This window comes from Aeromonas sp. R7-1 (assembly GCF_040908115.1).
In the GTDB taxonomy this organism is placed as follows: Bacteria; Pseudomonadota; Gammaproteobacteria; order Enterobacterales; family Aeromonadaceae; genus Aeromonas; species Aeromonas caviae.
Genome location: NZ_JBFODD010000029.1, coordinates 1 through 18477, shown reverse-complemented (window position 1 = coordinate 18477; position 18477 = coordinate 1). Strand labels below are relative to the sequence as shown.

16 protein-coding genes are annotated in these 18477 nt (G+C 62.8%); 9 read left to right on the top strand and 7 right to left on the bottom strand.

Annotated elements, in window-relative coordinates:
• The first annotated feature begins 34 nt into the window (after positions 1–34).
• The gene (putA, locus tag AB5Y51_RS06385; RefSeq protein ID WP_368178173.1) at positions 35–3982 is read left to right on the top strand and encodes a trifunctional transcriptional regulator/proline dehydrogenase/L-glutamate gamma-semialdehyde dehydrogenase; all 3948 of its coding nucleotides are present in this window, start codon (positions 35–37) and stop codon (positions 3980–3982) included.
• Between the two features lie 157 nt (positions 3983–4139).
• On the opposite strand, the gene alr is transcribed toward putA, so the two are convergent.
• Both alr and dnaB read right to left on the bottom strand, forming a co-directional pair.
• Positions 4140–5213, bottom strand: coding sequence for an alanine racemase (gene alr / locus AB5Y51_RS06380; RefSeq protein ID WP_368178172.1), 1074 nt, complete (start codon positions 5211–5213; stop codon positions 4140–4142).
• Positions 5214–5351: 138 nt separating this feature from the next.
• Positions 5352–6746 (bottom strand): replicative DNA helicase, encoded by a 1395-nt coding sequence (gene dnaB / locus AB5Y51_RS06375; RefSeq protein WP_039040054.1) that lies wholly within the window; start codon positions 6744–6746, stop codon positions 5352–5354.
• Positions 6747–7167: 421 nt separating this feature from the next.
• On the opposite strand from dnaB, the gene AB5Y51_RS06370 reads away from it, so the two are divergent.
• Positions 7168–8022 (top strand): Tim44 domain-containing protein, encoded by an 855-nt coding sequence (locus AB5Y51_RS06370; protein ID WP_010673257.1) that lies wholly within the window; start codon positions 7168–7170, stop codon positions 8020–8022.
• Positions 8023–8215: 193 nt separating this feature from the next.
• On the opposite strand, the gene ushA is transcribed toward AB5Y51_RS06370, so the two are convergent.
• Positions 8216–9886: a bifunctional UDP-sugar hydrolase/5'-nucleotidase UshA gene (ushA, locus tag AB5Y51_RS06365; protein WP_041211202.1), complete on the bottom strand. Its 1671-nt coding sequence runs from the start codon at positions 9884–9886 to the stop codon at positions 8216–8218.
• A gap of 248 nt (positions 9887–10134) precedes the next feature.
• Between ushA and AB5Y51_RS06360 the strand changes: the two genes are divergently transcribed.
• The 3 genes from AB5Y51_RS06360 to AB5Y51_RS06350 all read left to right on the top strand — a co-directional run bounded on the left by AB5Y51_RS06360 (position 10135) and on the right by AB5Y51_RS06350 (position 11888).
• A complete protein-coding gene (locus AB5Y51_RS06360; RefSeq protein WP_041211201.1) occupies positions 10135–10473 on the top strand; it encodes a DUF2956 domain-containing protein in 339 nt (112 codons plus the stop codon).
• 115 nt (positions 10474–10588) lie between these two features.
• A complete protein-coding gene (locus AB5Y51_RS06355; RefSeq protein WP_201920540.1) occupies positions 10589–10924 on the top strand; it encodes a hypothetical protein in 336 nt (111 codons plus the stop codon).
• A gap of 97 nt (positions 10925–11021) precedes the next feature.
• A complete protein-coding gene (locus AB5Y51_RS06350) occupies positions 11022–11888 on the top strand; it encodes a tetratricopeptide repeat protein (RefSeq protein WP_368178171.1) in 867 nt (288 codons plus the stop codon).
• 69 nt (positions 11889–11957) lie between these two features.
• On the opposite strand, the gene AB5Y51_RS06345 is transcribed toward AB5Y51_RS06350, so the two are convergent.
• Both AB5Y51_RS06345 and fkpA read right to left on the bottom strand, forming a co-directional pair.
• Complete coding sequence (locus AB5Y51_RS06345; RefSeq protein WP_039040075.1) at positions 11958–13361, bottom strand: sigma-54 dependent transcriptional regulator; 1404 nt, start codon at positions 13359–13361, stop codon at positions 11958–11960.
• A 148-nt stretch (positions 13362–13509) separates the two neighbouring features.
• Positions 13510–14319 carry an FKBP-type peptidyl-prolyl cis-trans isomerase gene (gene fkpA, locus AB5Y51_RS06340; RefSeq protein WP_029313875.1) on the bottom strand — a complete coding sequence of 270 codons (810 nt, stop codon included), beginning with the start codon at positions 14317–14319 and terminating at the stop codon, positions 13510–13512.
• Positions 14320–14438: 119 nt separating this feature from the next.
• Between fkpA and AB5Y51_RS06335 the strand changes: the two genes are divergently transcribed.
• Complete coding sequence (locus tag AB5Y51_RS06335; protein ID WP_069651811.1) at positions 14439–15407, top strand: WD40 repeat domain-containing protein; 969 nt, start codon at positions 14439–14441, stop codon at positions 15405–15407.
• 14 nt (positions 15408–15421) lie between these two features.
• The gene (locus AB5Y51_RS06330) at positions 15422–15637 is read left to right on the top strand and encodes a SlyX family protein (RefSeq protein WP_010673249.1); all 216 of its coding nucleotides are present in this window, start codon (positions 15422–15424) and stop codon (positions 15635–15637) included.
• Between the two features lie 64 nt (positions 15638–15701).
• Here AB5Y51_RS06330 and AB5Y51_RS06325 read toward each other — a convergent pair whose 3' ends face one another.
• Complete coding sequence (locus AB5Y51_RS06325; protein WP_010673248.1) at positions 15702–16340, bottom strand: peptidylprolyl isomerase; 639 nt, start codon at positions 16338–16340, stop codon at positions 15702–15704.
• A gap of 146 nt (positions 16341–16486) precedes the next feature.
• A complete protein-coding gene (locus tag AB5Y51_RS06320; RefSeq protein WP_010673247.1) occupies positions 16487–16693 on the bottom strand; it encodes a YheV family putative zinc ribbon protein in 207 nt (68 codons plus the stop codon).
• Positions 16694–16732: 39 nt separating this feature from the next.
• Here AB5Y51_RS06320 and AB5Y51_RS06315 point away from each other — a divergent pair, with 39 nt between their 5' ends.
• Both AB5Y51_RS06315 and AB5Y51_RS06310 read left to right on the top strand, forming a co-directional pair.
• Positions 16733–17419, top strand: a complete 687-nt coding sequence (locus AB5Y51_RS06315; protein ID WP_368178170.1) for a hypothetical protein — start codon at positions 16733–16735, stop codon at positions 17417–17419.
• 138 nt (positions 17420–17557) lie between these two features.
• The gene (locus AB5Y51_RS06310; protein WP_039040047.1) at positions 17558–18457 is read left to right on the top strand and encodes a chemotaxis protein; all 900 of its coding nucleotides are present in this window, start codon (positions 17558–17560) and stop codon (positions 18455–18457) included.
• Positions 18458–18477: the final 20 nt, after the last annotated feature.

Below are 18477 nucleotides of genomic sequence, written 5' to 3'. Positions count from 1 at the left end.
GTAATATTGTTACCTTCTAGATACAGGAAGTCCCATGGCCACTACCACCCTCGGCGTCAAACTCGATGAAGCGACCCGCGACCGCCTCAAACAGGCTGCGCAGACCCTGGATCGCACTCCCCACTGGCTGATCAAGCAAGCCATCTTCACCTATCTGGAGCAACTGGATCGCGGTCTGACCCCGCCCGAGCACTCCGGGCTGGCTGCCGCCGCCGGGGAAGAGGCCGTCGAGACCCTGACCGAGCAGGGCATCCAGGTCTTCCTCGAGTTTGCCGAGAGCATTCTGCCCCAGTCCGTGCTGCGGGCCGCCATCACGGGGGCTTATCGCCGCCCCGAGACCGAAGCCGTCCCCATGCTGCTGGAGCAGGCTCGTCTGCCCAAGGAGAAGGCTGACGCGACCCAGAAGCTGGCCATGGGCATCGCCGAGAAGCTGCGCAACCAGAAGAGCGCCAGCGGCCGTCAGGGCCTGGTCCAGGGACTGCTTCAGGAGTTCTCCCTCTCCTCCCAGGAAGGGGTGGCCCTGATGTGCCTGGCGGAGGCGCTGCTGCGCATCCCCGACAAGGCGACCCGGGATGCCCTGATCCGCGACAAGATAAGCGGCGGCAACTGGAGCCAGCACCTGGGCCAGAGCACCTCATTGTTCGTCAACGCGGCCTCCTGGGGTCTGCTCATCACCGGCAAGCTGGTGGCCACCCACAACGAGGCGGGCATGAACAGCTCCCTCAAGGGACTCATCGGCAAGGGGGGTGAGCCGCTCATCCGCAAGGGCGTCGACATGGCGATGCGCCTGATGGGTGAACAGTTCGTCACCGGCGAGACCATCGCCGAGGCGCTGGCGAACGCAGGCGGCATGGAGAGCAAAGGGTTCCGCTACTCCTACGACATGCTGGGGGAAGCGGCCCTGACCGAGGAGGACGCCAAACGCTATCTGGCCTCCTACGAGCAGGCCATCCACGCCATCGGCAAGGCCTCCCACGGTCGCGGCATCTACGAGGGGCCGGGTATCTCCATCAAGCTCTCCGCCCTGCATCCGCGCTACAGCCGCGCCCAGTACGATCGCGTCATGGAGGAGCTCTACCCCACCTTGCTGGGCCTGACCCAGCTCGCCAGGCAGTATGACATCGGCATCAACATCGACGCCGAGGAGGCCGATCGCCTGGAGATCTCCCTCGATCTGCTGGAGAAGCTCTGCTTCGATCCGTCCCTCGCCGACTGGAACGGCATCGGTTTCGTCATCCAGGCCTACCAGAAGCGCTGCCCCTATGTGATCGACTACGTCATCGATCTCGCCAAGCGCAGCCGTCACCGCCTGATGATCCGTCTGGTGAAGGGCGCCTACTGGGACAGCGAGATCAAGCGCGCCCAGCAGGAAGGGCTGGAAGGCTACCCGGTCTATACCCGCAAGCCCTACACGGACGTCTCCTACCTCGCCTGCGCCCGCAAGCTGCTGGCGGTGCCCGAGGCCATCTATCCCCAGTTCGCCACCCACAACGCCCACTCCCTGTCTGCCATCTATCAGCTGGCGGGTCAGAACTACTACCCGGGTCAGTACGAGTTCCAGTGCCTGCACGGCATGGGTGAACCGCTCTACGAGCAGGTGGTCGGCAAGGTGGCCGACGGCAAGCTGGGTCGCCCCTGCCGCATCTATGCCCCGGTGGGCAGCCACGAGACCCTGCTCGCCTACCTGGTGCGCCGCCTGCTGGAGAACGGGGCCAACACCTCCTTCGTCAACCGCATCGCGGACAACAACATCTCCCTCTCGGATCTGGTGCAGGATCCGGTGCAGCAGATCGAGCAGATGGCCGCCCGTGAAGGGGCCCTGGGTCTGCCCCATCCGCGCATCCCCCTGCCCCGGGATCTCTACGGCGAGGCGCGCCCGAACTCCGCAGGTCTGGATCTCGCGAACGAGCACCGCCTGGGGTCACTCTCCGCCGCCCTGCTCGCCAGCACCAACACCGCCTATCAGGCCGTGCCCATGCTGGGTTGCGACACCGAGGCGCCGACTCAGTTCCAGCCCGTGCTCAACCCGGCGGATCACCGCGATGTCGTCGGTCAGGTGAGCGAAGCCACGGTAGCGCTGGTGGACAAGGCGCTCGCCTGCTCCCTCACGAGCGGCCAGATCTGGCAGTCCACCCCGCCAGCCGAGCGGGCCGCCGTGCTGGACAGGGCAGCCGATCTGATGGAATCCGAACTGCAACCCCTGATGGGCCTGCTGGTACGCGAATCCGGCAAGACCTTTGCCAACGCCATCGCCGAGGTGCGCGAAGCGGTGGACTTCCTGCGCTACTACGCCGCCCAGGCGCGCAACCACTTCGCCAACGACACCCACAGGCCGCTCGGCCCCGTGGTCTGCATCAGCCCCTGGAACTTCCCGCTGGCCATCTTCAGCGGCCAGGTGTGCGCGGCCCTGGCCGCCGGCAATACGGTGCTGGCCAAGCCTGCCGAGCAGACCCCCCTCATCGCGGCACAAGCGGTGCGCATCCTGCTGGAGGCGGGGGTACCCGCCGGAGCGGTGCAACTGCTGCCGGGCCGTGGTGAGACCGTGGGTGCGGCGCTCATCGCGGACGAACGGGTGCGCGGCGTCATGTTCACCGGCTCCACCGAGGTGGCGGGCATCATCTCCCGCAACCTGGCCGGTCGCCTCGACGCCCAGGGTCGCACCATTCCCCTCATCGCCGAGACCGGCGGCCAGAACGCCATGATCGTCGACTCTTCCGCCTTGACCGAACAGGTAGTGATGGATGTCATCTCCTCGGCGTTCGACAGCGCCGGTCAGCGCTGCTCCGCCCTGCGAGTGCTGTGCGTGCAGGATGACGTGGCGGATCGGGTGATCCGGATGCTCAAGGGCGCCATGGCCGAGTACAAGGTCGGCAGCCCCGAGCACCTCTCCACCGACATCGGCCCCGTCATCGACGCCGAGGCCAAGGCCAACATCGAGCGCCACATCAAGGCCATGGGCGACAAGGGGCGCAAGGTGCACCAGATCGCTCGCACCCAGGGGGATGCCTGCAGCCGCGGCACCTTCGTGCTGCCGACCCTGATCGAGCTCGACAGCTTGGACGAACTGGGACGCGAAGTGTTCGGCCCTGTGCTGCACCTGGTCCGCTACCCGCGCACCCGGCTCGGGGAGCTGCTCGAGCAGATCAACGGCAGCGGTTACGGCCTGACCCTGGGTGTCCATACCCGCATCGACGAGACCATCGCCCAGGTGGTGAACGTGGCCAAGGTGGGCAACCTCTACGTCAACCGCAACATCGTGGGCGCCGTGGTCGGGGTGCAACCCTTCGGTGGGGAAGGGCTTTCCGGCACTGGTCCCAAGGCCGGCGGCCCGCTCTACATGTATCGCCTGCTCGGCGCCCGTCCCCAGGAGGCGGTGGCCAACCAGCTGCACCAGGAGTCCGGTGCCCTGCAGGCCGAGGCGAAAGCCCCCCTCGTGGCCCTGCGCGGCTGGGCGAGCAAGCAGGATCCGGCCCTCGCCGCCCTGTGCGATCACTACGCCGCGCTCTCCCAGAGCGGCCGTACCCAGCTGCTGACCGGCCCCACCGGCGAGCGCAACAGCTACAGCCTGCTGCCACGGGAACGGGTGCTCTGTCTTGCCCAGGAGAAGGCCGACCTGCTGGCCCAGCTGGCCGCCTGTCTGGCGGTCGGCAGCCAGGTGCTGCTGCCGGACGATGCCCAGACACGCTCCCTGCTCTCTTCCCTGCCGACCGAGGCGCGGGATCCCATCGCGCTGGTGGCGGACTGGGCCACGGGGGAGACGGACTTCGATGCCCTGCTGCACCACGGCGACTCGGATCAGTTGCGGGAGGTGAGCAAGCTCGCCGCCGCGCGCCAGGCAGCCCGTAACGGCGCCATCATCGGTGTGCACGGCCTGCATCGCGGCGAGACCGACATCCCGCTGGAGCGCCTGCTCATCGAGCACGCCCTCTCGGTCAACACCGCCGCCGCCGGTGGCAACGCCAGCCTGATGACCATAGGCTAAGCGCCACATAGTGACGGAGACTCAAGCCCCGCCGATGCGGGGCTTGTTCTTTCGTCTATGGGACACGTCCATGAAAAAGGCCGCCCTTGTCGGGGCGGCCTTTTTGTTCTCCCTTCTCCCCTCGCGGGAGAAGGGTGGGGGATGAGGGGCGACTCGCCTACACATACTCCATAAAGACGCGGGAGGTGAGCTTGGTGATGAGCTCATAGGGAATGGTGCCGATCTGGTCGGCCACCCGCTCCACCGGCAGCCCTTCCCCCCAGAGCACAGCCTCGTCGCCCGCCTTGTCGGTGGCGCCGGGACCGAGATCCACCGTGGTCATGTCCATGGAGACGCGGCCCACCAGGGGCACGATGCGGCCATTGACCAGCACTGGCGTGCCATTGGGGGCCATGCGCGGATAACCGTCGCCATAGCCGATGGCAATCACCCCGAGCCGGGTATCGCGATCCGACACCCAGTTGGCGCCATAGCCTACCGGCTCGCCCGCCTTGTGATCGCGCACCGCGATCAGTTGTGTCTTGAGGGTCATCACCGGCTGCAGGTCGTAATCCGCCGCCACCGTATTGGGGAACGGCGACACGCCGTAGAGGATGACGCCGGGGCGGATCCAATCGCAGTGGGAATCCGGCCACGCCAGGATGCCTGCCGAGTTGGCCATGGCGCGCTCGCCCTTGAGCGGCGCAGTCAGCTGGCTGAACAGGTCGATCTGCTCGCGGGTGGTGGGCTGCTCCAGCTCATCGGAGCGGCTGAAGTGGGTCATGACGTTGAACGGCTGCACCACGTTCTTGCACTTGCCGAGGCGCTCGATAAAGGCGGGCATCTCCTCGGCCCGTACCCCGAGACGGTGCATGCCGGTGTCGAGCTTGAGCCAGGTCACCACGGGGGCAGGCAGCTCGGCCTGCTCCAGCGCCTCGAGCTGCTCCCAGGTGTGCACCGCGGTCTGCAGGTTGTTGGCCGCCAGCACCGGCAGGTCGGCGGCGCTGAAGAAGCCCTCCAGCAGCACGATGGGCTTGACCACGGCGCAGGAGCGCAGCATCAGCGCCTCTTCGATGCGGGCCACCGCGTAGGCGTCCGCATCCACCAGGGTGCGGGCGACCGGTAGCAGGCCGTGGCCGTAGGCATTGGCCTTGACCACGGCAATGATCTTGCATTGGGGGGCGTGGCGTTTCACCACGGCGAGGTTGTGGCGCAGGGCCGCGGTATTGATTTGGGCGATAGCCGCTTTCATCTGTTTTCCCTTACGAGGGCATGATAATCAGGCACCGGGTGGTGTCAGCCCTCAAATCTCATCGTCTAAGGCCGGACCGGCAGAATTGTCGAACCGGGAAAACTGTTTATGGATGCCGGGAGCAGGCTCCCGACTTACTTAGTAGTCATCGTCAAACGCCGGGCCCGCGTAGTTGTCAAAACGCGAGAACTGACCCTGGAAGGTGAGCCGCACTCGTCCTATGGGGCCGTTACGCTGCTTGCCGATGATGATCTCGGCGATCCCCTTGTCGGGGCTGTCGTCGTGATAGACCTCGTCGCGGTAGATGAACATGATCAAGTCCGCATCCTGCTCGATGGAGCCGGATTCCCGCAGATCCGAGTTGACCGGGCGCTTGTCGGCCCGCTGTTCCAGGCTTCGGTTCAGCTGGGAGAGCGCCACCACGGGGCACTGCAACTCTTTCGCCAGCGCCTTGAGGGAGCGGGAGATTTCACCGATTTCCAGCGTACGGTTGTCAGACAGCGCCGGCACCCGCATCAGCTGCAGGTAGTCCACCATGATCATGCTGATGCCGCCGTTGTCCCGCGCCACCCGACGGGCGCGGGAGCGCACTTCGGTCGGGGTGAGGCCGGAGGAGTCATCGATGTACATCTTCCCCTTCTCCAGCAGCAGCCCCATGGTGGAGGAGAGCCGCGCCCAATCCTCGTCGTCGAGCTGGCCGGTCCGCACCTTGGTCTGGTCGATGCGCCCCACCGAGGCGAGCATACGCATGATGATCTGCTCGGAGGGCATCTCGAGGGAGAAGATCAGCACCGGCTTGTCGGCGGTGAGGGCCGCGTGCTCGCACAGGTTCATGGCAAAGGTGGTCTTGCCCATGGAGGGACGGGCAGCGACGATGACCAGATCCGAACGCTGCAGGCCGGCGGTCATCTTGTCCAGATCGTTGTAGCCGGACGACACGCCGGTCACCCCGTTGTGGGGGGTCTTGAACAGCTCTTCAATCTTGTCGACGGTCTGCTCGAGGATGAGCTTCAGGGGCTGGGGGCCCTCGTTGGCGCTGGTGCGCTGCTCGGCGATCTGGAACACCTTGCTCTCGGCCAAGTCCAGCAGATCGTTGGAGGTACGCCCCTGGGGCTCGTAGCCCGCTTCGACTATCTCGTTGGCGACCGAGATCATCTCCCGCACCACCGCCCGCTCACGCACGATCTCGGCGTAGGCACTGATGTTGGCGGCACTCGGGGTGTTCTTGGCGATCTCCACCAGATAGGCGAAGCCACCGGCCTCTTCCAGTTGCTCGGAGCGCTCGAGCTCCTCCTGCAGAGTGATGAGGTCGATGGGGTTGCCCGCGTTGGAGAGGCGGGTCATGGCCTGGAAGATCAGGCGGTGCGGGCGGCTGTAGAAATCCTTGTCGATCACCCGTTCGGCGACCCGATCCCAGGCCTCGTTGTCCAGCATCAGGCCGCCCAGTACGGACTGTTCGGCCTCAAAAGAGTGGGGAGGTACTTTCAGCTGTTGTGTCTTGGCGTCTTTTTTCGCCGTCACTTGCTCTGCCATACACATAAAAACCGCAGCGGGAAGGGGACGGGAATTTTACAAAAGAAACCCCGCCATCGCGAGTGCTAATACGTCCCGTCATCGCATCCGGCGACAAGACGGGACCCAGGCCTCGTCAGCGTCATCCACTTGTGCGCCGCAGACCTGCCTCACAGTACGAGAAAGGGCCAGACCAGGGTCTGATCCTTCGTTCTTGCTCTTTGTTTGTTGCGCAGCCTGCGCACCGAGCGACTCGGCCGTCTGTGTTTCATGGGCGCCTCCCCTGTCGGACGACTCAATCTGTTCATGAATAATTCATGCCATCCGTGATAATCATACCCGCAAGCTGCAACACAAAAAGGGACTGGCAGCCTGCCATGCGCCTCGCTGAGCTTGCACAAGCAGAGCATGCCCCCACCTACATGAGAGTGAAAGAGTCAAAATGAAAAAGATGCTGACCCTGTTTGCCCTGATCCTGGCCATTGGCCTTGGGGCACCCATCGCCGAGGCCAAGAAACTTGGTGGCGGCAAATCCTTTGGCAAGAGCTACAAGACGGCCCCGGCCCAACCTGCGGCCAAGCCGGTCGACACCAAGAACCCGACCGTGGGCGCCCAGGCACCCAAGAAAGGCGGCATGATGGGCGGCCTGCTGGGTGGTCTGCTGGCCGGCGGCCTGTTCGCCTACCTGCTGGGCAGCGGCGCCTTCGAAGGTCTGCAAGGGATGGACTTCCTGCTGATCGCCCTGCTGGCACTGGGCGGTGTCTTCCTGTTCCGAGCCCTGCGCAGGAACAAGGCGGCAGCGGCCCAGCCACAGACGGCCTATGCGGGCTATCAACCGCCCCAGAGCGCGGCCCCCCAGCAGTTCGAGCAGAGCCACAGCGCCCCGCAGGCCACCGGTTTTGCCGACAGCGACGTGCCCTTCCGTCTGCCCCCGGGCTTTGACATGAACGGCTTCCTGGCCGGTGCCCGCGATCACTACCGCACCCTGCAAGAGGCCTGGAACAAGAACGACCTGGAGAAGATCCGCGAGTACGTGAGCCCCGAGCTGTTCGAGCACCTCAAGGCCGAACGCGCCGAGCTCTCCGGTGAGCAGCACACCGAGGTGATGTACGTGGACACCCAGCTGGTCCGTGCCGACTACGGCAGCGACTGGGCCCAGGTGAGCGTGCGCTTCAGCGGCCGCTACATGGACCGTCAGGAGCAGGTCGAGGAGGACATCAAGGAGGTGTGGCACCTCGAGCGTGATCTCGCCAAGGACAATGCCCCCTGGCATATCGTCGGCATCGAGCAGCTCTAAGGCTCAACCGACCCATTTCATCAAGGCGACCTCAGGGTCGCCTTTTTATTGCCATCAGATCGTGTCATGCCCTATTTCGGGGCAGCTTCCCGTGGCCGGATATATTTCCCGAGAGACACTGCTGATGATATTGAAAATAAAAAGAGAGGCAGCCATGGCTGCCTCTCTTTTTTATTGGCTCGGTGTGCAGGGATTATTTGCAACCCTCTACCGAGGTGGAGTTGATATAGCTGACCTCGCCGGCCGGCTGATAATCGGCGACCTGAATGGTCTTCTTCGCCGCGATATAATCCTTCAGTACACCGGCATCCACCAGACCGGCATTGATGGTGTCGATCTTCGGATAACCGTCACCACCGGCCGCGCTGAAGCTCGGGATGGAGAAGCTGTAGGTTGCCGCCGGATCGAAGGCCTTCCCGCCGATGGTGGCGATGTCCACGCTCTTGGCCTGGCAATCCACCGTCATCTTGATGCCGCCGAACTGGGCATAGCCACCGGTATTGGCGGTCTTGGTCGCAACCTGACCCAGGTAGGTCAGCAGCTCGTTGCCGCTCATGGTCGCCTTGTTGACGGTGTTGCCGAACGGATGCACGGTCAGCACGTCACGGTAGCTGATGTCCCCTGCCGCGATGGAGGCACGCACCCCACCGGAGTTGACGATGCCAAAGTCGGTGCTCAGCTTCTCGGCAGTCGCGGTGGTGATGAGACGACCCAGGTTGGTCTGCTTGTTGCGCACGTTGGCGCGTTCACCGTCCAGTACGCCATCGGTGGCACCGATGACCACACCCAGCTCCTGCTGTCCCTTCTCCTGATAGGTGAGCAGGGTGTTGTAGAGCTCGGGATCCTTGACGATCTCTTCCTGAATGAAATCACCGTCCGCATTCTTCAGGTTGACCGGGATCAGATCGTACTGGGTCAGGGTCAGCTTGCCATTCTGATAGTCAAACTGGGCACGACCCACATACTTGCCCCACTCGTGAGCCTGCATGATCCAGGTGCCGTTCTGCTGATCCGGCTGGCAGTCGTCGCCCGGCTTGAAGTCGGCGTACTTGTCCGGGGTGCCCGGCTCCATGCAGACCGGGTTCTGGGAGTGACCACCGATGATGGCGTCCAGGGTGCCTGCCGGCAGCGCACGGGCCATTTCCACGTCACCCGGTGCGTTGCTGCCGTGCTGACCATTCTCGTAATGGCCCATGTGGGTGATGGCAAGAACCAGGTTCGCCTCTTTGTTGTCGCGGATCTGCTTGCCGAGATTGGCGGCTTCCGTGGTCGGATCGCGGAACTCCAGGGTCTGGACGTTGTTGGGATCCACCAGCTGGGCGGTGTCCTCTGTGGTCAGACCCAGCACGGCGACCTTGAGGCCGCTTTCCAGCTTGAACACCTTGTAGGGATCGAAGTAGCGCTTGCCGCTCGTCTTGTCATAGATGTTGGCGGAGATCATCGGGAACTGGGCCCACTGACGCTGTTTCTCGAGGATGGTCAGGGGGTTGTCGAACTCGTGGTTGCCCACCGCCATGGCATCGTAACGGATGCTGTTCATGGCCATGAAGTCCGGCTCTGCATCCTGCAGATCCGACTCTGGCACCCCGGTATTGACGTCACCGCCGGAGAGCACCAGCACTTCGCTGCCCGCCGCTTTCGCCTCGGCACGCAGCCGCTCGACCAGGGTCTTCTGGGCCGCCATGCCATATTCGCCCTTGTCGTTGTGCCAGAAACGACCGTGGGTATCATTGGTATGCAAAATGGTCAGCTTGCAGACATTTTCGGTGCAGGGGGCGACGCTGTCGTTGCTTGAGGTATTGCAGCCGCTCAATGCGGCAAGCACTGCCAGTGCGATACTTCCTTTGACAAATTTATAATTCATTTCCATATCACCTTGTTATTTTGTTATTGGACGACCCTATCCAGGATCGGGCGGTAATATAACAAACAACATGTGACGGTTTTTCATCGGCGACTCACAAATTCCGCCAAATGTGATCATCCACGCAACCTGTTTCCCCTATTTGGAACAGAGGCACCCCACTCGCAGAGCAATTTCCCCCATGATGGCAGCCCGCCGGTAACGGTTATGGCATACTGCCCGCCAATCAATGCCAAGGAGTGCCTGGAATGGCCAAGTACGACAAAATTTCCCCCGAAACCCAGCAGGAGGCGATGAAGATCGCCCGTGCCAACCAGAAGCCGGGGCAGACCAAGGAGCAGACCCAGCTCATCGCCCAGGGGATCCAGAAGGGCATAGACGAATACAAGAAACAGATGAAGGCGAAGGCCCGCGAAGCCAGCCGCCAGAAGAAACTGCAAGCCAAAGCCAGGCACTCTTCCCAAGAGACACGGGAAGAGGAGAGCGAAGCCGAGGTCATCGAGCTCACCCGCCAGCACCCGCTGCCCTGGATCCTGCTGGTGCTGAGCTGGCTGGTATTTGCCGTGCTCTGGTTCTGGTTCCGCTGATCCTGCCCAGGCAAACCTTTGCCCTGCGATCCGCTTCACAGCCCGGGCGCGGGGGACTGGTCATTCCCCACCCGGACTGCCTACACTCTGCCCCCCTTGTCAGGAGACACTCATCATGAACCCGGCCCCGCTCTATCTGCTGGCTCCCCTCGCCCTCTTCCTCGTGACCCTGGTGCTCTATCGCATCTCGCCACTGCGGGCGGTCGCCGCCGGCCATGCCCGCTGGTTTATCCTGCCCGCCTTCACCCTCTTTATCCTGCTCATCGTCATCAATGGCAATGCGGATCCCGCCCTGCGAAGCCCTGCTTTCCACTGGCTGATGCCGGGGTTCGGCTTTGCCCTGAGCCTGTTCCCTGCCCTGCCCAAGGCGCTGGTACCGCGCCTGGCTATCAAGGAGGGAGCCTTTGCTGCCCTGGGTCTGATGCTGATGAGCCTTGCCATGGTCTACTGATCGGCAAGCGCTGGCGTCACGATGGCGCCAGCCCCCTTCTTGTACAAAGAATGGCCTTCAGGCATCTTGGTGGGCGGATAACCGGCATGGAGGCCAGATGAACAATCCGCCCGATTTCATGGCGCTGTGGGATTATCAGGATCCCGTTGCCAGCGCACAGCGTTTTCAAGCACTGCTGCCCGAGGCGCGTGCCGCCAACCTGCAATGGGAGCTGGAGCTCCTCACCCAGATAGCCCGTACCCATTCACTGCAACGCCAGTTTGCACAGGCGCACCAGCTGCTCGACGAGATAGAACCCCGCCTCACAGAGGCGACTCCACGGGCCCGCCTGCGCGCCTTGCTGGAGCGTGGCCGCACCTTTAACTCCGCCGGTGACAAGGCCAGCGCCAGAGCCCTGTTTGAACAGGCCTGGCAACTGGGAGAACAGTACGAAGAGCACTATCTGGCCATCGATGCGGCCCACATGGTGGCCATCGCCGCCCCCCTGAAGGAGCAGAGCCACTGGCACCAGCTGGCGATGACCCTGGCCGAGCGCAGTCACGACAAGCGGGCGCGAAGCTGGCTCGCCACCCTCTACAACAATCAGGGCTGGACCCTGTTCGAGCTGGGTCGCCTCGACGAGGCCATCGCCTGTCAACAAAAGTGCCTGGCCTGGCACGAGCAGCACAACAACCAGAGCAAAGCCTTTATCGCCCGCTGGAGTCTGGCGCGCCTGAGCCGGGCCCAGGAGCGCCATGAACAGGCCATGGCCGAACTGGCGCAGTTGCGCGACGACATGGCCGCCACAGGCACCCCCGAGGATGGCTATGTGTTCGAGGAGCTGGGGGAGAATGCACTCGTGCTCAATGATCCCGCGGCGACCGAATACTTTGCCCGCGCCTGGTTTCTGCTGTCACAGGATGGCTGGTTCACCGCCAACGAGGCAGAACGACTGGCCAGGCTCAAGCTGCTCGCCAAACTCTGATAAGCGTGCGGGGCGACCAATTGGCCGCCCCGCACATCAGCATGTCTGCCCGGGAGCAGGGATGACGGCTCAGGCCGGACTCGCCTCTTCCCAGCCCTGCTTCTTGCGATAAATCGTGGAAGGGCTTATTTCCAGCAGGGCCGCCGCCTTGGGGATGTTGCCGTCACAACTGGCGATGGCCTGTTCGATGGCCTCCTTTTCCACCTGCCAGAGCGGACGGACCTGCCTGCGAACGACGACGGATTCTGACTGGGGATCCGCGATCCCGACCGCAGGCTCCGGGGCCAGGGTACGCCCCCCGTTGAGGGGAGGTGGCAGGATATCCGGGCTCACCAGCTCGCCATCATTGAGCACCACTATGTTGCGCACCACGTTTTGCAGCTCGCGTACGTTGCCGGGCCAGGGGTAGTCGAGCAGCACCTGCACTGCGTCCGCATCAAAGTCCCTGAACCGCTTGTTCTCCTCACCGGCATAACGCAGCAGCAACTCCCGGGCCAGCAGCAGGATGTCCTCTCCCCTCTCCCTCAGGGGGGGCAGCGCCAGCGGGATCACGTGCAGCCGGTAGTAAAGGTCTTCACGAAACCGTCCAGCCTTAACCTCCACCAGGGGATCCCGGTTGGTGGCGCAGACAAAGCGCACATCCACCGTCTCCAGCTTGCCGCTGCCGACCCGCTGCAGGGTGCCGGTCTGGATGAAACGCAGCAGCTTGCTCTGCAGGTCGAGATCCATCTCGCAGATCTCGTCGAGGAAGAGGGTGCCGCCGTCCGCCAGACTGGCCGCCCCCTTGCGATCCCCCTGGGCACCGGTAAACGACCCCTTCACGTGGCCGAAGATCTCGCTCTCCATCAGGTCATGGGGAATGGCGGCGCAGTTGAGGGCGATGAAGGGCTGATCTCGACGCGGGCTGCACTGGTGGATGGCCTCGGCGCACACCTCCTTGCCGGTGCCGCTCTCGCCAGTGATGAAGACGGTGGCCTTGCTCGGCGCCGCGCTCTCGATGATGCGATAGACCGCCTGCATCGCCATGGAGGCGCCGATGAAACCGGCAAAGGAGCTGCGCTCGAAGTTTTCCCGATACTGGGCCACCAGCGAGCTGAGCTGCTGGTGTTTCAGGGCGTTGCGCGCCGTGGCGCACAGGCGCTTGCCATCGAACGGCTTGGTGAGAAAATCGAAGGCCCCGAACCGCATCGCCTCCACCGCCACATCCACCGAGCCGTGAGCGGTGATCACCACCACGGAGCAGGGCAGTTGCCGCTCAGTGATCTGCTGCAAGATGTCCATGCCGGACATGTCGGGCAACTCCAGGTCGAGCAGCACCACGGGGGGCGGGCTTGCCAGCAATTGTGCCAAAGCCTGCTGGCCACAATCTGCCAGCTGCACCTCGTAGCCATCCTGGGCCAGATACTGCTCATAGACGACCGCCAGACTGCGGGTATCTTCCACCAACAGGACACGGGGTTTGCTTTCAGCCACGAGATCCATCCTTGCGCTTGATTTTGTTGTCTATTCTGGGGGCTAGCCGCCACACACTCAAGACGGCCTCATCGCTTTATCCGGGGGATTGCGACAATACACAAGCAAAAACGGCTCCCTGGGGAGCCGTTTTTATGGTGCTTTGAGCTTATTTCTTGGCGTTGTCGCCATCGGCAGCCGGTTTTTCGATGGCCAGCAGCTCTACGTCAAATACCAGCACGGCGTTGGCCGGGATGGAACCTGCACCGTGCTCGCCATAGGCCAGCTTGGACGGCAGGAAGAACTTGAACTTGGAGCCGACCGGCATCAGTTGCACCCCTTCGGTCCAGCCCGGGATCACCTGGTTGAGCGGGAAGGTAGCCGGCTCGCCGCGATCGACGGAGCTGTCAAACTTGGTGCCATCAGTCAAGGTACCGGTGTAGTGTACCTTGACGATGTCGGTGGCCTTCGGCTTGGCGCCGTCACCCATCTTCTCGACCTGATATTGCAGGCCGGACTCAGTGCTCTTCACGCCCTCTTTCTTGGCGTTGGCAGCCAGGAACTCTTCACCCTTCTTCAGGTTTTCCACGGCATCCTTGTCGGCCTTCGCCTTGGTCAGCTCGTTGATCTTGGCGTCGTATTCCTGCAGAACCTTCTGGATCTCCTCGTCGGTCATCTTGGCTTCTTTGCCCAGACCGTCGGTGACACCCTTCAGGATCACGGTGTTGTCCAGCTTGATGCCGAGCTCCTGCTGGCGCTCCAGGGTATTGGCGATATAACGACCCATGGAGAGGCCGATCGCATAGCCGGATTGCTCTTCAAAGCTCTTGGCCTCAGCCTTGGGGGCCTCTGCCGGCTTGCTGGCTTCTGCCTTGACCTCTGCGGTGTTGGTCGCAGCAGGTTTCTCATCTTTTTGGCAAGCAGTCAGACCGACGGCAACCGCCGCAGCCAACAGGGACACCTTCAGAAAATTGTTCATCAGTTTCTCCAAAACTCTAAATACCGCTCTCGGTTCCTTCGTGAAATGAGAGGTTTATCGTGATAAGCGCCTTATACTAACGCCGTGATCGCAGGTAACGAAAGCATGAGACAGGAAAAATGATCAAAAGTGCCATTTATCTCATCGGTATTTGCCTGATGCTGACGGGGTGCGAACAACGCTCACTTCCCAGCCAGCAGATCCACCTCGCCAACCAGGGTCTGCTGAGCGCGGATCTCGCCAGTTCCGGCAAGCTCGCGCTCGTCTCCAGCCTGAGTCAGGGCACTGTGGTGTGGGATCTGGAACAGGGCAAGGAGCGCTGGCGCTGGCGCCAGAGCGACGACCAGGAGGAGTTCGTCACCCTGACCCGCTTCTCCCCCGATGACAGCCATGCCATCACCGCCACTCAGCACACCTTCGCCATCTGGCGCTTGCAGGATGGCCGCTCCCAGGGCTACTACTCCCTGCCAGAATCCCCCCTGCGCGATGCGGCGATCTCGGCGGATGGCCGCCAGGTGCTCATCGGCCGTGAAGACGGCAAGGCGGAAGTGGTCGACACCCAGACCGGACGCCGGCTGCAATTCCTCGGCCACACCGAACAGGTCAACACGGTGGATCTCTCCCCCAATGGTCGCTATGCCCTCACCGGCGGCAACGATTACAGCGCCTATCTGTGGGACACCCGCACGGGCCAGGTGGTGTGGCGCTTCAACCACGCCGGGCGAGTCGTGATGGCGAGACTGGATCCGTCCGGACGCTTCGCCTTCACCGCAGACAGTCGCCAGGCCAGCATCTGGGATCTCAAAACCGGCAAGGAGCACAGCCGGTTGCAATATGATCACCGCTTCGAGGTCTACACCAGCGCCCGCTTTGCCAACGGCGGCAACTGGCTCATCACCGGCGCCCCCTCCCGCCAGCTCACTCTGTGGCAGGTGAGTGACGGCCAGCCGTTGCAGAGCTGGCGCGTCTCGCCCCATCCCAAGGTGAAACCGCCGAGCGCAGTGGTCTATGGCGTGGCTTTGCGCGACAATGACCACCTCGTCAGTGCCAGCTCCAGTGGCCTGGCTGAAATCTGGACTATCAAGTAAGGACCAAAAGGCCCATGAGTCAGCAACTAAACGAACGCCTCGAAACCCTGGAAAGCCGCCTCGCCTTTGCCGAATACACGGTGGAGCAGCTCAACGACGAGGTCACCACCCAGGGTCGCGAGCTGGACCGGCTCAAACACCAGATCCATCTACTGGTGGATAAATTGCAGAGCGTACAGCCGAGCCAGATCGCCAGCATGGCCGAAGAGACGCCGCCACCGCACTACTGATGAGTGCCAGCCATAAAAAAACCCGCGCCATGCGCGGGTTTTTTTATCATCGGCCAGGCCGTGATCAGTGCTGATGGCCCTTGCCACCACAACCGCCACCACCGCAGCAACCACCGTGACCGTGATCGTCGCCGTGATCGTGTGCATGGTTGTGACCATGGCCGCCACAGCAGCCACCGTGGTCATGATCGTGATCATGGCCGTGATCATGGTCATGACCATGATCGTGACCGCAGCCACCAGCGCCGTGCACATGGCCATGGGCCAGCTCTTCGGCGGTCGCGGCACGCACGTCCTTGATCTCGACCTTGAAGCCCAGGGTCACGCCAGCCAGGGGATGATTGCCGTCCACCTTGATGAACTCCTCGGACACCTCGATGACGGTCACCGGGCGGTGGCCGTCGTCGGTCTCGGCCACAAAAGTATCCCCTTCAGACACTTCCATACCGTCGAACAGCTCGCCGGGCACTTCCTGCACCAGATTCTCGTCGTACTCGCCATAGGCCTGGTTCGGCGTCAGGGTGACGTCGAACGCCTCGCCCACGCTGCGACCTTCCAGCTCGGCTTCGAGGCCGGAGACCAGGTAACGGGTACCGTGCAGATACACCAGCGGCTCTTTACCGACAGTGGTGTCGATGACTTCACCGTGTTCGTCGGTGACCGTGTATTCCAGCGTAACCACGCTCAGGGGAGCTACTTTCATGTCAGGGATCCTGCGGATAGAAAAAAACGGGCTCAGAATACCTCAAAAAGGCAGACAAGCATATGGTCGGTCCGGCTTCGGTGTGATGAAAAAGTCATCAACAGCGACCAGCCTGACCGGCGTACCATCACCTTGAGGCATGCCACTCACTCGGGACGAAACACCCCTATCACCTGCTCCGCCTCACGCGTCGCCTTGTCCACCTGCTCCTGAGTCTGCACCTGGGTATCCCCGCACTCGACACAGGTCACCTTCTCGACTCCATGCTCCATATACAGCATCATGGTGTCCATCTTGCCGCACGCCGGGCAAACCGCCCCGGCAATGAAGCGCTTTTTACGTCTGGTTTCCATTTTTGTTACCTCCAGGCAGCATCATATCAGGGTTTTTACATGCATCACGCCATCGAATATCAGCATTTTTCCACTTCCACCCTTCAGGTCGGCCCCCGCAAGCGCTCCCCCATGGGCCAATTGCTGCGCGTCACCCAGGGGGCGGCGCTGCTGAAATTGGGTGCCCATGAGCTGCTGCTGACACCTGGCAGCCACTTCTGGCTCTGTGCCGATGCCCTCGCCGCCTTCACCCCTCTGGCTGACTGCCAGCATGATCTGCTGGCCTGCTCCGTGCGGGTGCCCCAGCCCGCCCAGGCTGGCTGGTTGCAGGCAAACCCGTTGATGGACGCACTGCTGGACAGCCTGGCGGCCTGGTCACGCCCCCGCGACTGGCAAGGCCCCTATGGGCAGCGGCTGCAAGTGGTGGGGGATGAGTTGCATGGCTGCACCATCTCGTCACTGGGGGATCAGGCACTGCAAGATGCCTGGCAAGCCCTGGCCAGAGCGCAGCCGGATAGCGTGGCTGCCTGGCAGACCCTGCTGGGCACTCGCGGTCTCGAGGGCCCGGACGCCCAGGCACTGCAGGATCAGTGGCAACTGTTGCAGGGGATTCGCCTGCTGCGAAGCGGCAGCACACCCTCACAGGTGGTGAGCAGGCTGGGTTATCGGGATGAAAGCGCGCTGGCCGAGGCTCATCTGCAATGGCTCGGGGCGCCCCTCTCCCCTCAGCCGTCCGCGACCCGATAAGAGAGGCATAAAAGGTTGGCAAAAGAAATCCAGTTTTGCGGCTCACCGCCGCTAACAACAAAGGAGTCATTCATGTCACCATCCTTTATGCTGAACACCCGATTGACCGTCACCGACTAGATCAACAGGACATCCGCCATGACGAGCAAGGCCAACCAATCCCAGGGCATGTTGCTGTTCCACCTCTCTGCCAGACAATCCTTCGCCATCGGTACCCTCAAGGTGAAGGAGATCGTGCCCTACACCCAGCTCACCGCCCTGCCACAATCCCATCCCACCGTGCTCGGGGCCGCCAGCATGCGCGGCACCACCATCCCGGTGATCGACATGGCAATGGCCGTGGGCTACCGCCCCATCACCCGGGAGGAGATGCCCCACTGCTTCATCATCATCACCGATTGCCGCCGCACCCTGGTGGGCTTTCTGGTGCGGGGCATCGACAAGATCACCGAGTGCAACTGGCGTGACATCGAGCCGCCCCCTCCCTCCTTGGGACAGAACGTCTTCGTCACCGGCGTGACCCGGGTGGGAGATCAGTTGATCCAGTTGCTGGATGTGGAACTCATCCTGTCGCGGGTCTATCCGGACGATCCCAGCCATCTCTACCCCGTGCTGACCGACGTGCAGCGCGAGCGGCTCAAGCCGATGCGGATCCTGCTGGTGGACGACTCCTCTGTCGCCCGTCGCCAGCTCATGGCGGCGCTCGATTACATCAACATCCCCTACGAGGTCTGCACCAACGGACGCGACGCCCTCACCCTGATGCAGACCCGGGTCTCCCAGGGCAAGCGGATCGACATCCTGGTGAGCGATATAGAGATGCCGGGACTGGATGGTTACGAGCTGGCCTTCGAGGTGCAGAGCGATGCCAAGCTGGCGGGAGCCTACATCATCCTGCACACCTCCCTCTCCAGCGAGATCAGCGTGGAGCGGGCCCATCAGGTCGGCGCCCACGAGGCGCTCACCAAGTTTGAAGCCAACGAACTGATCCAGGCCATGCTGCGCGGCGCCGAGCACCACGATCGTCTGATGGCCTGATGTCGCGGCGAGCCAAGGGC

Excerpts from the sequence above, each read along its gene's own strand:
- putA (WP_368178173.1), top strand. The coding sequence starts at position 35 with ATGGCCACTACCACCCTCGGCGTCAAACTCGATGAAGCGACCCGCGAC.
- AB5Y51_RS06355 (WP_201920540.1), top strand. The coding sequence starts at position 10,589 with ATGAACCCGGCCCCGCTCTATCTGCTGGCTCCCCTCGCCCTCTTCCTC.
- dnaB (WP_039040054.1), bottom strand. The coding sequence starts at position 6,746 with ATGGCAGAGCAAGTGACGGCGAAAAAAGACGCCAAGACACAACAGCTG.
- AB5Y51_RS06335 (WP_069651811.1), top strand. The coding sequence starts at position 14,439 with ATGATCAAAAGTGCCATTTATCTCATCGGTATTTGCCTGATGCTGACG.
- alr (WP_368178172.1), bottom strand. The coding sequence starts at position 5,213 with ATGAAAGCGGCTATCGCCCAAATCAATACCGCGGCCCTGCGCCACAAC.
- AB5Y51_RS06325 (WP_010673248.1), bottom strand. The coding sequence starts at position 16,340 with ATGAAAGTAGCTCCCCTGAGCGTGGTTACGCTGGAATACACGGTCACC.
- AB5Y51_RS06370 (WP_010673257.1), top strand. The coding sequence starts at position 7,168 with ATGAAAAAGATGCTGACCCTGTTTGCCCTGATCCTGGCCATTGGCCTT.
- AB5Y51_RS06320 (WP_010673247.1), bottom strand. The coding sequence starts at position 16,693 with ATGGAAACCAGACGTAAAAAGCGCTTCATTGCCGGGGCGGTTTGCCCG.
- AB5Y51_RS06310 (WP_039040047.1), top strand. The coding sequence starts at position 17,558 with ATGACGAGCAAGGCCAACCAATCCCAGGGCATGTTGCTGTTCCACCTC.
- AB5Y51_RS06350 (WP_368178171.1), top strand. The coding sequence starts at position 11,022 with ATGAACAATCCGCCCGATTTCATGGCGCTGTGGGATTATCAGGATCCC.
- AB5Y51_RS06330 (WP_010673249.1), top strand. The coding sequence starts at position 15,422 with ATGAGTCAGCAACTAAACGAACGCCTCGAAACCCTGGAAAGCCGCCTC.
- fkpA (WP_029313875.1), bottom strand. The coding sequence starts at position 14,319 with ATGAACAATTTTCTGAAGGTGTCCCTGTTGGCTGCGGCGGTTGCCGTC.
- AB5Y51_RS06360 (WP_041211201.1), top strand. The coding sequence starts at position 10,135 with ATGGCCAAGTACGACAAAATTTCCCCCGAAACCCAGCAGGAGGCGATG.
- AB5Y51_RS06315 (WP_368178170.1), top strand. The coding sequence starts at position 16,733 with ATGCATCACGCCATCGAATATCAGCATTTTTCCACTTCCACCCTTCAG.
- ushA (WP_041211202.1), bottom strand. The coding sequence starts at position 9,886 with ATGAATTATAAATTTGTCAAAGGAAGTATCGCACTGGCAGTGCTTGCC.